Below are 15,228 nucleotides of genomic sequence, written 5' to 3' on the forward strand. Positions count from 1 at the left end.
CTAATCTCTCCCGTGGCTGTCAAGGCGGGGCAGCGCCAGTTCGGTTTCGGGGTCGAAGACATGCACCCTTTCGCGCGCCGGCATGATGTTCAGAACTGAGCCTGAAGCGGGTGCGAAGTGGCCAGCCTGGTGCACGATGATCTGCTCTTTCTGGCCCTGAAGATTGCCGTAGAGATAGGTCTCGGTGCCGAGGCTTTCGTGGTACTGCACCTCGAAGGGCAGGCCCTTTTCCTGCGTGATGATAAAATGCGAGGGGCGGATGCCCGCCAGAACTGCCTTTCCGGGGGTAGCCACGGCGGGATCGACGAGGCAGGGCAGGGACACGCCGTATCCGGTGTCGATTGCGAAGCCGCCGTCGCTGCCGGCGACGAATGTGCCCTTTAATATGTTCATGCGCGGTGAACCGAGGAAGCCGGCGACGAAGAGGTTGCGCGGATTGTCGAAAAGCTCGAGCGGGCTGCCAACCCGTTCGATGCGGCCTGCACGCAGCACCACGATCTTGTCGGCCATGGTCATGGCTTCCACCTGATCGTGGGTCACATAGATCATCGTCGTCTTGATATCGCGATGCAGCCTTGTGATTTCGGCGCGGGTCTGCACGCGCAGCGCCGCATCGAGGTTCGACAGCGGCTCGTCAAACAGGAAAATGTCAGGCTCGCGCACGATGGCACGGCCGATGGCAACGCGCTGGCGCTGGCCGCCGGAAAGCTGTTTCGGCTTGCGGTCGAGATAGGGTTCGATGGCCAGCATGCGCGCTGCCTCGTTGATGCGGCTTTCGATTTCTGCCCGCTTGAAACGCAGGTTTTCAAGGCCGAAGGCGAGGTTCTTGCGCACACTCATATGTGGATAGAGCGCATAGGACTGGAAGACCATGGCGATCTTGCGCTCGGCCGGCGAGAGCGCGCTGACATCGCGTCCGCCAATGCCGATGGTACCTGACGTCACATCCTCAAGGCCGGCGATGATGCGCAGCAGCGTGGATTTTCCGCAGCCGGAAGGACCGACGAAAACGACGAATTCCCCGTTCTCGATCTGAAGATCGATATCATGCAGGACATGAACGGCACCGAATGCCTTATTGAGGTTTTCCAGCTTTAGACTTCCCATTACCTGCTCCCTTCGGGCAAGGTCGTCTCTGCGACGATCTCTTTTGCATTCCAGCCCTCGGGTAAGGGCATCGTTCTTCCAATGGCAACGTCGCGCGCAGAATATCCGTGAACGCCGGACAGATAGACCGCAGGCATGCCGCCGGGGTAATCTTCAAGTCCGACGATCCTGCCGTCGGCGCTGCGTGTCCAGGCATTGGCGCGGCCGGCAGCCTCCGGACTTGGCGCAATGTCCGCATTGGTCGGGCGAAGATCATATTGCAGGCCGGTGCCGAGTTTGCCGGGCTGTTGCGACAGTGAAATGCGCGCGAGCGTGACATTGTGGATGCCGGCGCTCGAGGTGGCGACGAGGTTTATCGCCCCTTCCATCGAACCGCTCACGTCTTCCACCACAAGGTTTTCAACCTTGCCAGCCTGACGTTCCGGCCGACGGTCTACCACGGTGACAGTCACGGCTTCGCCCGATCCCCAGAACCCGCCCGGCGTTTCGTGGCACTCCGCCTCGATCCGCGAAAAGCGGATATTGCGCATGGCGCCGCCATCGCGGGAGAAAAGGCCGATGCCGCGATTGGATGCGATGACCTTGCAGTCCTCGAACGCCACATCGGTGAAATCGCCGAAGGATTCCGTGCCGAGCTTCAAGGCGCAGCTCATGCTTGAGACAGTGCAGCGGCGAACCGTGATATCGGCGCAGGCGCCAACAGCCTTGCCATCCGGTCCGACGCTGGTCTTCAGGCAGATACCGTCATCGGCGGTGGAGATGGAGCAATCCTCGATCAGTGCGCGCCGGCAGGCATCCAGCACGATGCCGTCGGTGTTGGGCAGGCGGCGATCGTTTTCGACACGGATGTTGCGGAAACTCAGATCTTCGCAATCGACCATGTGCAGGGTCCACATTGGCGAACCGCTGACGACGAGGTTTTCAAGGCGAACGTCGCGGCAGGATTCCAGAACCATGACACGCGGCCTCTTTTTCGCGGGCACATAGGTTCCCATGGCTTCGTCGTCACCGATGATGAAGTTCTCACCGCCAGCCTCGATACGGCCGGGGCCGGTGACGGCGATGTTGCTCGCGCCCTTTGCGACGATCATGCCGCGGTCGGAATCCTCGGCGATGACAGAAACGGACGTATGGGCATAGGCGTCGTAGTCGGAAATCGGCGCGAGAACAGCGTCTTGTGCAAGGTGAAGTTCCACGTCGCTTTTAAGATGAAGGCCGCCGCTGACATGCCGTCCGGCCAAGAGCGACACGACGCCGCCGCCTGCGGCCGATGCTGTATCTATTGCCTGCTGGATATCGGCAGTGGCGTCACGTCCCTCAGCGGCAATCGTGATATTGGTGTGAGCACTCATGATGCCTGCGGCCTTTTCAGAAAGACGTCGATCAGCAGCAGCATCGTCAGCGCCTGCCCATAGGGTGTCGGCAAATTGGGAATGCGGCGGTAGAAATCGAGGTCGTGGCCCATGGGCGTTCCGTCCGACACACCGTGCACGACGCCTTCATCATCGATATTGCCCAGCACCGCCTTCAGCGCCCGCTCGGCATGGGCGCGGTTTTCTTCGCCGAGAATACCTGCCTCGATGCCGCGCAGAATGCCATAGGCGATGCCAGCGGTTGCCGACGTCTCGACCGGCGAAGTCGGATCGTCGAGGAGCGTGTGGAACATGCCATCCTCGCGCTGATACTGGCGCAGCGAACGCACCTGGCTTGCAAGCACATTGGCGAGGAAACGTTTGTCCTTTTCGGCAAGCGTCGGCACCAGTTCGAAGAGTTCGGGGATTGCAACGGTGATCCAGGAATTGCCGCGTGCCCAGAAGGCATGCGCAAAATTGTGGCGTCCGATGAAGGTCCAGCCGTGATACCACAGCCCGGTCACGGGGTCTGACAGGTAACGCGCATGGATCATGAACTGGTAGACTGCCTCATCGATCCAGTCCTGACGTTTGCAGACCACACCGGCGCGGGCAAGGAACAGACAAGCCATGAACAGCGTGTCGTCCCAGAGTTCACCCTCGTTAAGCCGTTCCTTGACCACGTGCTGGAAGCCGCCATCTTCGGTTTTCGGCAATTTGTGCACAAGCCAGTCGGCCCAGTCTTCTACCAGCGCCCGGAAATCCGGCCGGTCGACATGTTCTGTGAGGATGACGAGCGGCAGCATTGGCGCGGAACTGTTGATCTGGCGTGGCGGCAGGCCACGATCGATCTGCCAGCCGTACCAGGTCACGAGATCGTCCAGAGCTTTCTGGTCGTTTGCGGCAAGCGCCCGGCGCAGGAAGCCGTAAAGGCCAACGCCCACTTCCCAATCCCATTCATCGAACTGAATCTTGCCGTCGGAACTGCCGCTTGCCAGGCCTTCCTGTATGCCCTTGAGGCGGCTGAAGGCGGCGGCGACGCTGTCGATCGTCGTTCTGAGAGTGTCTTTCTCGATGCTTTGCTGGTTCATCTGGTCATTCCGCTTAGGAGTAAAATGGCTGTGCCACGCCGTTGCCTGCGGCGGTTTTGGCACTGTCGAAGGTGATCTGTGGCTGTGGCTGCTCGTGGTCGAAGGCCATGGCTTGCCCGCCGATGGTGAAGTTGCCGTCCCAGTTGAGGGAGAGTTCGGGGCCACCGGGCGGCGTGACAGACAGCAGGCGCCTGTCGGCGTCGAACATGACCTGCGTGGCGAGAATTCTTTCGCGGAAGTGCGCGAATGCGTTCGTATCTCCGCAGCCGATAATGCCGATCCAGCCAGCGCGGCGGCCAGGTGATCTGATCTCGCGGTCGGCGGTGGCGCCTGCTGTTACAGGTTCAAGCCCATTGGTCGCATAAAGTGCTGCAAAGCCGCGGCCCGCGCGGGTGATGAGCCAGTTACCCTTCGTCACCACCTCGTCCAGCCCGTCGCGACCGAGATAGGCATGGGTCCAATCATTGCGGTGATCATCCGTATCGAAGATCATCATGGCGATATCCCGGTGCTGCGCCACGCGCGGCAGGATGCCGCTGCCGGCCCAATAAGAGGGGCGCTGTGTGCCCCACGGATCATCTTCGCCGGGATGGTTGACCCACAGCCGCGCCATCGGATGGCCAGCAAGCTTGATGTCCATGACGTGCTGCTGGTGGCCCTTGCGACCTGTCTTGTGGTCCACCACAGTGGAAAGCTGGGCTGCTTCGTTCTTGAAAAGCACGAGTTTGCCGGGCTCCAGTCCCTGCGCATAACGCGCCTCGACCATGCGGCCGCCTGTCAGTTGCGACAGGGCGGCAAGATGCGGAGGCGGCAGGTAATCTCCACAGCAGAACATCGGCAGCGAGGCGACGCCATTGTTGAGCCAGCCCTGACCGAAGGCAACTTGCGCAAAAGGTGCAAGTTCCGTCAGCGGCCCGGCGCGCAGCTCCTTGTCATAGGCTCTGCCCTGGGAACCGGAGGGAACGCCACCAAGCGTGTGCAGAGCGATCATTTCGAAAATGAGATCGAGCTGGTGGCGGGCGCGGGCGGCAAGTTCCGGTTCGGCCCAATGTTCGATGGCGAGAAGGCCGATGAAATCCACCGGGTAATAGGCGGCCGAATTCCATTCGGCGAGACCGTGCGCCTCGACGCTGCCGAACCAGCGCTGCAGCCGGTCTGCGGCCAGCGCCGCCTGCTCCCTGCCGGTGCGCCCGGAGGCGCTGAAGATGGCGTCCGGCAGATAGTCTCCCGCGAGCAGCTGGCTGGTATGGAAGCACAGAACGTGGTTTTCGCTCCAGAACCACATGACGTCGTTGCCGGGTTCGTCCACCCCAGTAGCGATAGGAGAGAATAGAAGAGTTGATCCGCTCAAGCATCTGAGGGGGAAGCCGGTCACCATAGGCGCGCACCAGCCAGAGAAGCGGCACCAGCACGAAATCGGAGCAATCCTCGCGCCGGTCGATGGACCGCAGCGTTGCGTCGACGATGCCGGAAATCGTCTTCATGTCACCGCTGCCGGTAGCGACCATTGCCAGCGCGCGGCCGATGCGCCATGCACCAAAGCGGGCGCTGAAGGACAATGCCGCTTTCTTTCGCTCGGCAATATCGGTGGCGGCCGGTTGTGGCGCCATATCGCCCATGAAGGCTGCGTCGATGACGCGCGTTACCGTTCCGGCACCTGAACCGATGGTGATCCTGACGCCATGATATCCGTCCGAAATGCCTGCCGTCTCGGGGATCGTCAGGGTCGATTGCCCGGCTTTCAGCACGGTCTCGACCTCGGCAAGGGCGGCGCGCTCGTGGCCGTGGCTTTTCACCGCAATGTGGACGGGAAGGTCGCTGGCAGGTGCTGCCCCGAAAACCAGCTCGAGGGCCGCGCCGGAAAAACGTCGCGTGCGGGGCGAACATCGCGCACCAGTGCGGCAAGACGTTTCGTTTCTTCCCGGTCGAGCGGCACCGGCAGCACGACGGTGAGCGGCGTGGCGTCCGTAACCTCAAGCTCGAAGAACCAGATGATGTCACGTTCCGCCAGATCTTCGCAAAGCAGCAGCACTTCGTTATCGCCGGCCGCAAGTTCGAGCGTGATATCGCGGCTGCTTTCGACATTGCGGATAAAGGGCTCAAAGCGGACCTGCTCCACGCCGCCCACCCAGATGCGCACGCCGCCGCAGGTGCGCAGCCGGAAATGCGCCAGTCTTGTGGTGTCGCTGCGGAACGTGCCCTTCAGCCAGCGCTGCACATGGGTCGGAACGTGCCAGAAACCGGTGAATTCAACGCGTCGGTTAGAACCCGGCAGGTTGAGGTGCGAAACCGTAAAGCTGGAGTCGGGCGCGATGTCACGGCCGATCATCGTCTCTTGAAAGGCCTTGCGGCAGGGCAGGTCGCCAACATCCACAAAGCCGTTGATGAAGCGATAATCGACCCGGTCTTCCGCCGGTGCCGCAATTCCCGGAAATGAGGTTTCCACCAGATCCGAGACGATCCAGGCGGTAACCGTTTCGCTTGGCGGTACGGTATATGTGGGCTGCGACATGCCCGTCGCCAATGGTACATCCGTCATAATGGATCGCCTCCCGTCGATCTTTATGAAATTATTTTCACAAATCTATTTTCGCTTTGTTGCGGCGATTTGTGCGATTTAGCCGAAACAAACAGCTTGACGTTTATTCTGTCAAGTCGCAAAACAAGCGAAATCGAATTAAGACGAGGAGCTTCAATTCGATTTGTGAAAAGTTTTTCATTGGGAGGATGAGCATGCTGAAACTGTTTTCGGGCGTTAGCGCCCTCGTATTGGCCTCTTTCGCCGGCCTTTCGGTCGCAGAGGCCGAGACAAGAACGATCACGTTCCTTTTTACGGATGACGACCAGGGTTATGTGCAGCGCATGTCTGAACTCAGCAAGGAGTTCGAGGCGGCCAATCCGGGCGTGAAGATCAACTTCGTGTCTTCCGGTTATGATGCCGTTTCCAAGCAGCTGCCGGTACAGCTAGCGGTGGGCGAGGGGCCGGATGTTGCCAAGATCACCGACTGGCAGCTCGCTTCCTACTATCTCGACATGCGCCCCTACATGAAAGATGCGGATGGCTTTGCCAAACTGCACGGCTCGAGCCTTGCCCAGCTTCGTCTGCCTGGTGTCAACGATCCGCAGTCGATCAACGGTTACATGGCCTCGCAGACGCTGAACCTGCCCTTCGTCAACAAGACGCTGTTCGAGCAGGCGGGTGAACCCTTGCCCGGCCCGACCGCGAAATTGAGCGAGATTGTCGAGGCGTCCGCCCGCGTTGCCAAGTCGACCGGCGTGCAGATTCCCTTCACCATGGACCGCTCCGGCCACCGCTTCTCTGGCGGCGCCTTCGCTTATGGTGCGACCTATGTGAAGGACGGCAAGTTCAGCTTCCCCGACGACGCGGCGAAAAAATACATCTCCGACATCTATTCATGGACGCAGAACGGCAGCTTCCCAAAGGAAATGTGGGGTGCTGCGGGTGGCTCGCAATACAAGAACATGGGCGATGAATTCGTCAACGGCAATGTCGTGACCTATCTGGCCGGCAACTGGATGGTCAATCCGTTCCAGAACAAGATCGGTGACAGCTTCGAATGGACCGCGATCAACGCCCCCTGCGGCGATGCCGGTTGCTATGCCATGCCCGGCGGCACGGCGATTGTCGGCTTCAAGCGCACCAAATATCCCGAAGATGTCGCCCATTTCGTCGAATTCCTCGGCTCTGAAAAGGTGCAGCGGGAAATCGCCGAAAATTACGTGATCCTGACGGGTGCCGAAATCGTCGATCCGCAATACAAGCTGAAGAGCGAAAACGCCAAGGCGGCGATGAAGGTCTTCCTGGACAACAAGAAGAATGTGCCGCAGGCCGCCCGCGAATTCGAGCACGCCAAGGGTGGCACTGCCATGTATCAGCAGATCGTCCAGCGCATGAGCCAGCTCATCGTCGGCGAACTGACGCTCGACCAGACCTACAAGGTCCTGGAAGACGATGTCGCCAAGATCAATGAGGCCGTTGCGGTCAAGAAATGATGAGCGCCCGTTCTTTCATCACGAAATAACGATGCTCTCGATCTGCCCGGAGTTATGCTCCGGGCATACTTCGCCGCTTGTTCGCCGGCTGTTGTGGCATATGCGATCTGACTTAATCAGCAAGTCGAAAAAAAACTGCAATACGCCCGGCATAAAGCTGACGGCGAGGCGCGCCGGAAGCTGCGTGCGCGCTTCGTCACGCGTCATCCGCTGAAATCATAGGATTCGTCATGGCTAAACTGAAGATGTCGTCTTTTCCGTTCGTGCGGTCGGCCTTGCTTGCCTCCGTCGCATTGCTGGTTCTTGTCCCGAACGCACAGGCATTCGAGCGCACTCAACCCGCAGGTCAGGGTTATGCCATTACGGTACCCGAACCCGCAGCAAGATATCCGCTGCCGCTTTCCGACACCTATCGCAACCAGACTGGCAAGAATGCCAAGGGCGAAGACGTCCGTGCCTATGACGACCGCGACAATCCCGTCATCGAAATCCTCTCGGGTTTTAATCGCATCTGGACGCTGGGCGATGAAAAATGGGCGGATGGCGGCGCCAATGGCGACGGTCCTGCCGATTTCAGCCATGTGAAGGCCGTCAATCCCGCTGTGTGGCAGGAAAACATGCGTTACGTGCTTTCCGTAACCGGTGAGAACCGCACCCCCGCCGCGGCCTTGAACGCCTATATGAAAGACCGCCGCTCGCAGGGTTACAGCATGATCGACGGCATGGGGCCGCTTGCTCCGTGGTATCGCGAAGGCGCGGGCGCGACGACGACCATCAACCACACCCTGGCGGATTTCGATCCGAACGAGGTCATCACGCGCAAGGAAGAGGACAAGGGCACCGAGGCTGGAGCGGCCGATTCCGAGCTGAAGGATGTCGTGGCCCTCATGAAGGTAATGCGTGGCCCGGAAGGCACGACGTCGCCAGCGAAATATTTCTATTCCACGCCGCGCCCATGGCGCATGAATGCCAAGGGCGAGGTGATAGAGACAGGCACCGAGACCATCGGCGACCGCAAGTTTGAAACTTACGAAACCGATCCCGGCGTCATTGTGCCCGCGCTCAAATATGCGCGCGAGAACCGTGGACGCGGCAAGGATGGCGGCTTTCCGAGCGGTCACACCAATGCCGCCTATCTCGCTGCCATCACTTATGCTTACGTTGTGCCGGAGCGGTTTTCCGAATTGCTGACTGCCGCTTCCGAGCTCGGCGAAAGCCGTATCGTTGCAGGGATGCATTCGCCAGTCGACGTGATCGGCGGCCGCATTACGGCCACCGCCATAGCCGCCGCTATTCTGCAGGATCCGAAAAACGCCGATCTCAAGAAGGCCGCGCATGATGAATTGCAGGCCTATTTTGCCAAACGCTTACCAGCGGGACAGTCCCTGATCGACTTTGCCCATAGCGCGAAACCGGATGTAGACCCTTTTGCCGATGCGGCGACCAACGAGGCTGATTATCGCCGGCGTATGACCATGTCCTTCAGCCGCGACAAAACCGTTGGCGATGCGCCCATGGTGGTGCCGAAGGGTGCCGAGGTTCTGCTGGAGACACGCCTGCCTTATCTCGATGCCGCGCAACGCCGCGCCGTCCTGTTCTCCACCGGTATCGAGGCCGGTTATCCGCTGCTTGACGACAGCAATGGCTGGGGCCGGATTAATCTGGTGGCCGCCGCTGCCGGTTACGGTGCCTTTAACGGCGATGTCGACGTGACGATGGATGCTGCAGCCGGCGGGTTCAATGCGGCTGACCGCTGGACGAACGATATTGCCGGGGCAGGGCGTCTCGTCAAATCAGGCAGTGGTGCGCTCACGCTCACCGGCGCCAACAGCTATAGCGGCGGCACCGTCTTGCAGGACGGAACGCTTGTGGCATTTTCCACAAACGCGCTTGGTACAGGCGGCGTGCTTGTCTCCGGCGGAACGCTTTTGCTGAACGGCGACAGTGACATCGTCATTGGCGGCGATTATGCCCAGACGGGCGGCACGCTGGCGCTTGATCCGCAAAAGGCTCCGCTGCGGGTCAAGGGTAACGCGACGCTTGATGGCGCAACCCTGCGGCTCGCCTTCGATGGGGCCGCACCCGCTGTCGGCACGCGCTTCAACGTCATCGCCGCAGACGGCCTGACTGGCACCTTCGCTGCGATCGACGCGGGCAATGTGAAGGTGCGGCCGGTTTATACCGGCTCGTCGCTGTCCGTGGTGGTCGAATAAGGCTGCGAGGCCAAGGTTTTGCGGGCGCGGTTTAATCGCCGCGCCCGGCCGGCCCGGTTACAGGAAATAACGGATCCTGAGCGGCAGCAATGTGGCGCCGAGTGCCGAGGAATCGCCTTCTGTCTCGCTGAGCACCAGTTTTGCTTCCTGCGGGCCGATGCCGTAACGGTGTTCGCGTTGCGAGGGCATGTGTACACGTTCGATCATCATCCGGCCGAGTGCGCGCGGCAATTGTCCACCAAAGACGATCGCCTGTGGATCGAGAACCGCAATCAGGCTCGCCACCAGCCGGTCCACCTGCGGCATGGTCCGCTCAAGCCATTCCTCGACGCCCGGCCAGGCAGGGTCAAAATGCTGATAGAGCGCTTCGATCGAATCTATCTCGCTCCCGTGTTTCTGCAGCGTCGCGATCAGATATTGCAGCGCCGGCCGCCTGTCGGCTTCATCCGGGTTGAAGATGCCGCTGAATTCACCGGCATTGCCGTGAAAACCGTAGAATGGCTGACCTCCCAGAATGAGACCGCCGCCGAAACCATAGTTGAAGGATAGATAGGCGAAGGTCTGGCACCACAGTCCCACGCCGCGAAGGCTTTCGCCGATCGCGCCGGTGGTTGCGTTGTTTTCCAGCCAGACCGGCAGACGGAATTTCTCTTCAAGGATCGGTTTCAGGTCCATCAGCGACCAGTCGCGCAATGGTTCCGGCGCGTTGAACGCCCGATCTTCCGACACGAAAAATCCCGACATGGAAAAGCCGAGGCCGAGCAGGCGTTCGCGCGGGATGCCGTGGTCCGCCAGCAACCGGTCCAGAGCGAGCGACAGTGCGGCAAGCGTCATTTCGCGATCGCTGGGAAGCATCCGCAATTTTTCTTCGACAACCACCATGCAGCGGAAATCGGCGATGCAGATCACCACGGAGTCAGTGTTGATGGAAATTCCGAGCGAATAGGCCGCCTCAGGCACCAGTTCAATGGTCGGGCTCGGCTGGCCACGCGTTCCTTTAAGCGGTGCGCCGGTACGCAAAAGGCCGCGTTCCAGCAGACCTTCGATCAACCGATGCACGGATTGCTGCGTCAGGTTCGTGTGACCGGTGATTGTTGCACGGGCAATGGGGCCGTGGCGGCGCACGATATCGAGAATGAGGCGCTCATTCTCGCTGGCAAGCGGCTGGCGGTCGAAGGTCTGGCGCGGTGTCTTATCTGTTGTCATGGCCTTGGATAGCGGCTGCACAAGGCCTTCGCAACTCGGGCCGCGCACCGGGGACGGCATTTTTCACTGGACTGTCACAAATAATACACTTAGAGTGTAGTAATAAGAAGCCGGTCAATAACGGATCCCCAGGAGGAACCATTCAATGAGCATGAAATTTATTGCGATCGCCGCGCTTGCGCTGGCGACGACGGTAGCGCCTTGCCTTGCGGCGGACACCAACATGAAGAACCTCGACTTCGATCTGTCGAAGGTCACGCGCGAAAATTTCTATGACATCGTCGTTCCCGCTGCCAAAGCGGAAGGCACGGTGACGATGTACAATTTTGCCGGCAGTTTCGCGGATACGTGGAAAGAACTGATCACCCGGTTCGAGGCCAAATATGGCATCAAGGTTACCTATAGCGACGTGAAGGGTGATCAGGCGAACCAGCAGCTCATCGCCGTGCAGGCGGCTGGGCAGGATTCACCCGTCGACGCCTATTTCGCTGGCGGTGGCGGTTATCCGCTTTTGTCTTCCAAGGGCGTCGTCGGCAATATTCCGCTGACGAAGATCTTGCCCAACATGGCCAATTACAATCCGGAACTGGCCGAGACCGTTTTCGGCAAGGCGCATGGCGGCAGTTTCCCTCTGGTGCATCTCAACCAGACCGCCCTCGGTTACGATTCCGCCTTCGTGAAAGCCGAAGACGTGCCGAAGAGCTTCGACGATCTTCTCGTCTGGGCTGAAAAGAACCCGAAGCGCCTTGGAGTCACCCTGCCAGCCAAGGGCGGCTCCGGCGGCGGCTTCATCTATTCGGTGGCGCTCAATTATCTCACCGGCGACTGCCGCAAGCAGCTTACCGACTATAATCAGACGCCGCAGCAGGCCGAAGACTGGGCAATGACGTCCGAGTGCCTTACGCCGGTCTGGGATTATTACCGTCGTCTTCTTGCCGTGGCTGAACTGACAAACGGCAACGCCGACACGCTCAACCTGATCAACAACCAGCAGCTCTACATGGGCACCGTCTGGGAAGACCAGGTCATGAGCTTCCTCGGCACCAAGCAGCTGCCGGAAAGCTTCCGCGTCACGCTGCTGGAAAAAGGCCAGGTCGGCTCGGGCGATGCCATTTTCGTGCCGGCAAATGCCAAGAACGTCGCATCCGCGCTCCTTCTCATCGATATGGCGATGAGCAAGGAGTTCCAGCTCTGGAAGCTGGAGAACAAGGCTTCGCGCTCTCCGCGGGCGGATGTCACCAACGACCTGATGCCCAGAGCCGTACAGGAGCATGTTCTGCCGCAAAGCGTTTATCCGCGCCTGTCGGTTCCGGCGTTCTGGGACATGTCGACGGCCCTTGCCGAAGCGCTCGATGAAAAAGTGCTCAACCAGTAACACCTGCCCGGATCGACCGGACCGTGGGGCTGGAAACCGCCAAACGGTCCGGGAGCCTTGGTCGCAACCATGAGGGAGCCTCGCCATGAGTGAACTCGAGATCAGCAATATCAGCAAGGATTACGGTTTGAGCCGGGCGCTTCATCCCGTGTCGATCACTGTCGAGCGGGGCGAATTCGTCACCATTCTCGGCCCCTCGGGCTGCGGCAAGTCCACGCTTTTGCGCATCCTCACCGGCATCAGCCAGCCTTCGGGAGGCGAAATCCGGCTGGGCGGCAAGCGTATCGATCAGGCGCCGCCGGAAGCGCGCGACATCGCCATGGTATTCCAGTCCTATGCGCTTTTCCCGCATATGTCGGTTGCCAAAAACCTTGGCTTCGGCCTGAAGATGAAGAAGGTCCCGAAGGACGAGCGCGCGCGCCGCATCGCCCATGCGCTTGAAATCTGTAATCTTGCCGGCCTGGTGGACCGCATGCCGCGGCAACTGTCCGGCGGGCAGCAGCAGCGCGTTGCGCTGGCGCGCGCCATTGTCATGCAGCCAAGCCTGTTGCTGTTCGATGAGCCGCTCTCGAACCTCGACGCCAAGCTCCGCGACACGCTGCGTCATGAACTGACTGAACTTCACCGCCGGATCGGCGCGACCAGCCTTTATGTGACGCATGATCAGGCCGAGGCCATGGCGATGTCGGACCGGATCGTGGTGATGAATGCCGGCCGCGTCGTCGAAGTGGGAACGCCGCTCGAACTTTACCGTGCGCCCAAACACGCCTTTACTGCCGGTTTTCTGGGGCAGACCAACCTTTTGCCGGTTTTGGCTGAGGGTAGGCAGGCGCAATTGCCCTGGGAGCAGTCCGTAACGCTGGATGCGACTGCTGCCGGCTCCGCACAGATTTCGGTTCGTCCGGAAAACATCCACATCAGCGCCGACGAGGCGGGTGCCGGCACGGTCGCTGCCGTTTCCTTCATGGGCGCCAATGCGCTTTATACGGTCGAAATCGGCGGCCACCAGATCAAGATCAGCCAGTCCGGTGCGGAAAATCTTATCGATGCGGGACGCAGGGTCGCCTTGCGTTTTCCCGGATCGGTGCATTTGCTCGATGACGGGCTGGCAGGGGAGGCGGCGTGATGCGCGGGGTGCTTCGCGACAGGCGCGCCCAGCTTCTGGTCCTGCTTGCGCCGGGGGTGGGTTATTTGCTGATCTTCTTCGGCGGTCCGCTGCTTTCGGCACTGATCGGCAGCTTCAGGCAGGACGATGGCAGCTTCACGCTGATGTTCTACGAGCGGATCTTCACACGTCCGTCGATGATCCGCGGCCTGACGACGTCCATCTATTACGGTGTCATGCCGGTGATGGTGTCGCTTGCGGCTTCGGTGCCGCTGGCGCTTCTGATCCGCAAGAGCTTTCTTGGCCGCAGGCTGTTCAGCGGCCTTTACAAGCTGCCGATGGCGGTGCCCGGCATTATCGTTGGCCTGATGGTGATCGTCGTTTTCGAAAGGGGCGGTTTTCTCGACCGGCTGGTCGCGCCGCTCGGGCTTGAATTGCCCAAACTCGTGCGTGACGACTGGGGCATTGGCGTCATTCTCGCCAGTGTCTGGAAGCAGATACCTTTCATGACGCTGATCATCACCAGTGCCTTTGCCGCCATTCCGGAGGACATCCGTTACGCGTCGCGCACGCTCGGCGCCTCGAGGCTGAAGACCTTTCTGTTCGTGGAAGTTCCGCTTGCCATGCCCGGCATCACCGCCGCCATCCTTCTTACCTTCATCGGCTCGATGGGCTCCTACGCCATACCCGATATTGTCGGTCCGCCCACTGCCCGGCCGCTTTCGGTTCTCATGGTCACGGAGTTCAATCAGGGGCGGTTCAATCAGGTCTATGCCATGGGCATGGTGCTGAGCCTCTTCGCGGTCTCCGTCCTGCTTCTGTATTACTCCCTGACATCCCGCATCGGCCCCGGCCAAACCCGAGGAGACGCATAATGAGCGCCATTGCCCTCGATCCCGTCACCATGACACGCCGCCGCACCTTCACGCCGGACGACCGGATTTTCGTCTCCATCGGGCTCTTTACCGCGCTGGCGCTCGCTATCGCCGTGCCTCTGGTGCTGATGTTCCTGTGGAGCATTGCCGATGGATGGACGCCGCCTCTGGTGGTGCCGAAGGATTACACCATCACGCGCTGGGCGAGCATTCTTGGCGATGCAAGCCTCATCCAGGCCGCCGTCAACAGCATCCTCATCGCCATCGTCGTGACTTTCTCGACGGCCGCTATTGCCCTGCCGACCGCTTGGGCCATGGCCCGTTTTCCCTTCCGGCTGAAACGGCTGGTGGAGATCTTCATTCTGGCCCCCATCATCATTCCGGGGCTGGTCGTCGCTGTCGGCATCGGCCAGGTGTTTCTTCTTTTCGGTCTCGCTTATTCGGTGACCGGGGTCATCCTTGTGCAGATCGTCGGCACGCTGCCGCTGATGATACGGCTGATGACGGCGACGCTCGAAACCATTCCCGACGACCTGATCCATGCCGCCCGTTCGCTCGGCGCGGGAACGGTCGGCATCGTCATCCACATCATCCTGCCGCTTGCGGTGCCCGGCCTTCTGGCCGGTGGCCTGATGTCTTTCATCGGCAGCTTCGAGGAATTCGACAAGTCCTTCATCGTCGGCGCGCCTGTCGTGCAGACGCTGCCGATCAAGCTCTACATGTATCTCGACCCCTATTCGATGCAGATCCCGCTCGCCTCCATCGTCTCCTTCATCCTGCTTCTTCCCGCACTCGTCGTTTTCATCATCGCCGGCCGCATTCTGCGTGACGACCTGATGGCGGCGGGCATGGGGAAAATCTGATCCGGGCAACCCAACTCCGGTAAACGC

The 15,228-nt window shown here is 60.3% G+C and carries 11 protein-coding genes and 1 pseudogene; 6 read left to right on the forward strand and 6 right to left on the reverse strand.

The genetic code is table 11. The features are described 5' to 3' along the window. The 4 genes and pseudogenes from RBH71_RS11520 to RBH71_RS11535 form a co-directional block, all read right to left on the reverse strand. Window positions 1-1,107 (reverse strand): sn-glycerol-3-phosphate ABC transporter ATP-binding protein UgpC, encoded by a 1,107-nt coding sequence (locus RBH71_RS11520; protein WP_323687300.1) that lies wholly within the window; start codon window positions 1,105-1,107, stop codon window positions 1-3. Further along, on the reverse strand, window positions 1,107-2,459 hold the full coding sequence (locus RBH71_RS11525; RefSeq protein WP_111800745.1) for a glycoside hydrolase family 28 protein: 1,353 nt from the start codon (window positions 2,457-2,459) through the stop codon (window positions 1,107-1,109). The genes RBH71_RS11520 and RBH71_RS11525 overlap by 1 nt, the downstream gene beginning before the upstream one ends. Further along, window positions 2,456-3,550, reverse strand: coding sequence for a glycoside hydrolase family 88 protein (locus tag RBH71_RS11530; RefSeq protein ID WP_013762386.1), 1,095 nt, complete (start codon window positions 3,548-3,550; stop codon window positions 2,456-2,458). The genes RBH71_RS11525 and RBH71_RS11530 overlap by 4 nt, the downstream gene beginning before the upstream one ends. A gap of 13 nt (window positions 3,551-3,563) precedes the next feature. Beyond that, window positions 3,564-6,089: pseudogene (locus tag RBH71_RS11535) on the reverse strand (hypothetical protein). Window positions 6,090-6,283: 194 nt separating this feature from the next. On the opposite strand from RBH71_RS11535, the gene RBH71_RS11540 reads away from it, so the two are divergent. Next, window positions 6,284-7,564 (forward strand): ABC transporter substrate-binding protein, encoded by a 1,281-nt coding sequence (locus tag RBH71_RS11540; protein ID WP_111800747.1) that lies wholly within the window; start codon window positions 6,284-6,286, stop codon window positions 7,562-7,564. A gap of 18 nt (window positions 7,565-7,582) precedes the next feature. On the opposite strand, the gene RBH71_RS11545 is transcribed toward RBH71_RS11540, so the two are convergent. Continuing rightward, entirely contained in the window at window positions 7,583-7,771 is a 189-nt protein-coding gene (locus RBH71_RS11545; protein WP_162632717.1) for a hypothetical protein, read from the reverse strand. A gap of 23 nt (window positions 7,772-7,794) precedes the next feature. Here RBH71_RS11545 and RBH71_RS11550 point away from each other — a divergent pair, with 23 nt between their 5' ends. Then, on the forward strand, window positions 7,795-9,777 hold the full coding sequence (locus tag RBH71_RS11550; protein ID WP_111809793.1) for an acid phosphatase: 1,983 nt from the start codon (window positions 7,795-7,797) through the stop codon (window positions 9,775-9,777). 57 nt (window positions 9,778-9,834) lie between these two features. Here the strand turns inward: RBH71_RS11550 and RBH71_RS11555 are convergent, their stop codons facing one another. Next, window positions 9,835-10,983, reverse strand: coding sequence for an ROK family transcriptional regulator (locus RBH71_RS11555; RefSeq protein WP_065688625.1), 1,149 nt, complete (start codon window positions 10,981-10,983; stop codon window positions 9,835-9,837). A 145-nt stretch (window positions 10,984-11,128) separates the two neighbouring features. Between RBH71_RS11555 and RBH71_RS11560 the strand changes: the two genes are divergently transcribed. The 4 genes from RBH71_RS11560 to RBH71_RS11575 all read left to right on the forward strand — a co-directional run bounded on the left by RBH71_RS11560 (window position 11,129) and on the right by RBH71_RS11575 (window position 15,201). Beyond that, window positions 11,129-12,358 (forward strand): extracellular solute-binding protein, encoded by a 1,230-nt coding sequence (locus RBH71_RS11560; RefSeq protein WP_111800749.1) that lies wholly within the window; start codon window positions 11,129-11,131, stop codon window positions 12,356-12,358. A gap of 85 nt (window positions 12,359-12,443) precedes the next feature. After that, complete coding sequence (locus RBH71_RS11565; protein WP_111827933.1) at window positions 12,444-13,484, forward strand: ABC transporter ATP-binding protein; 1,041 nt, start codon at window positions 12,444-12,446, stop codon at window positions 13,482-13,484. Beyond that, window positions 13,484-14,338: an ABC transporter permease gene (locus RBH71_RS11570; protein WP_065660250.1), complete on the forward strand. Its 855-nt coding sequence runs from the start codon at window positions 13,484-13,486 to the stop codon at window positions 14,336-14,338. Before RBH71_RS11565 ends, RBH71_RS11570 begins: the two co-directional genes overlap by 1 nt. Next, window positions 14,338-15,201, forward strand: a complete 864-nt coding sequence (locus RBH71_RS11575; RefSeq protein WP_025594995.1) for an ABC transporter permease — start codon at window positions 14,338-14,340, stop codon at window positions 15,199-15,201. The genes RBH71_RS11570 and RBH71_RS11575 overlap by 1 nt, the downstream gene beginning before the upstream one ends. Window positions 15,202-15,228: the final 27 nt, after the last annotated feature.

Source organism: Rhizobium sp. AN68 (assembly GCF_030758035.1).
GTDB classification, from domain to species: Bacteria; Pseudomonadota; Alphaproteobacteria; order Rhizobiales; family Rhizobiaceae; genus Agrobacterium; species Agrobacterium tumefaciens.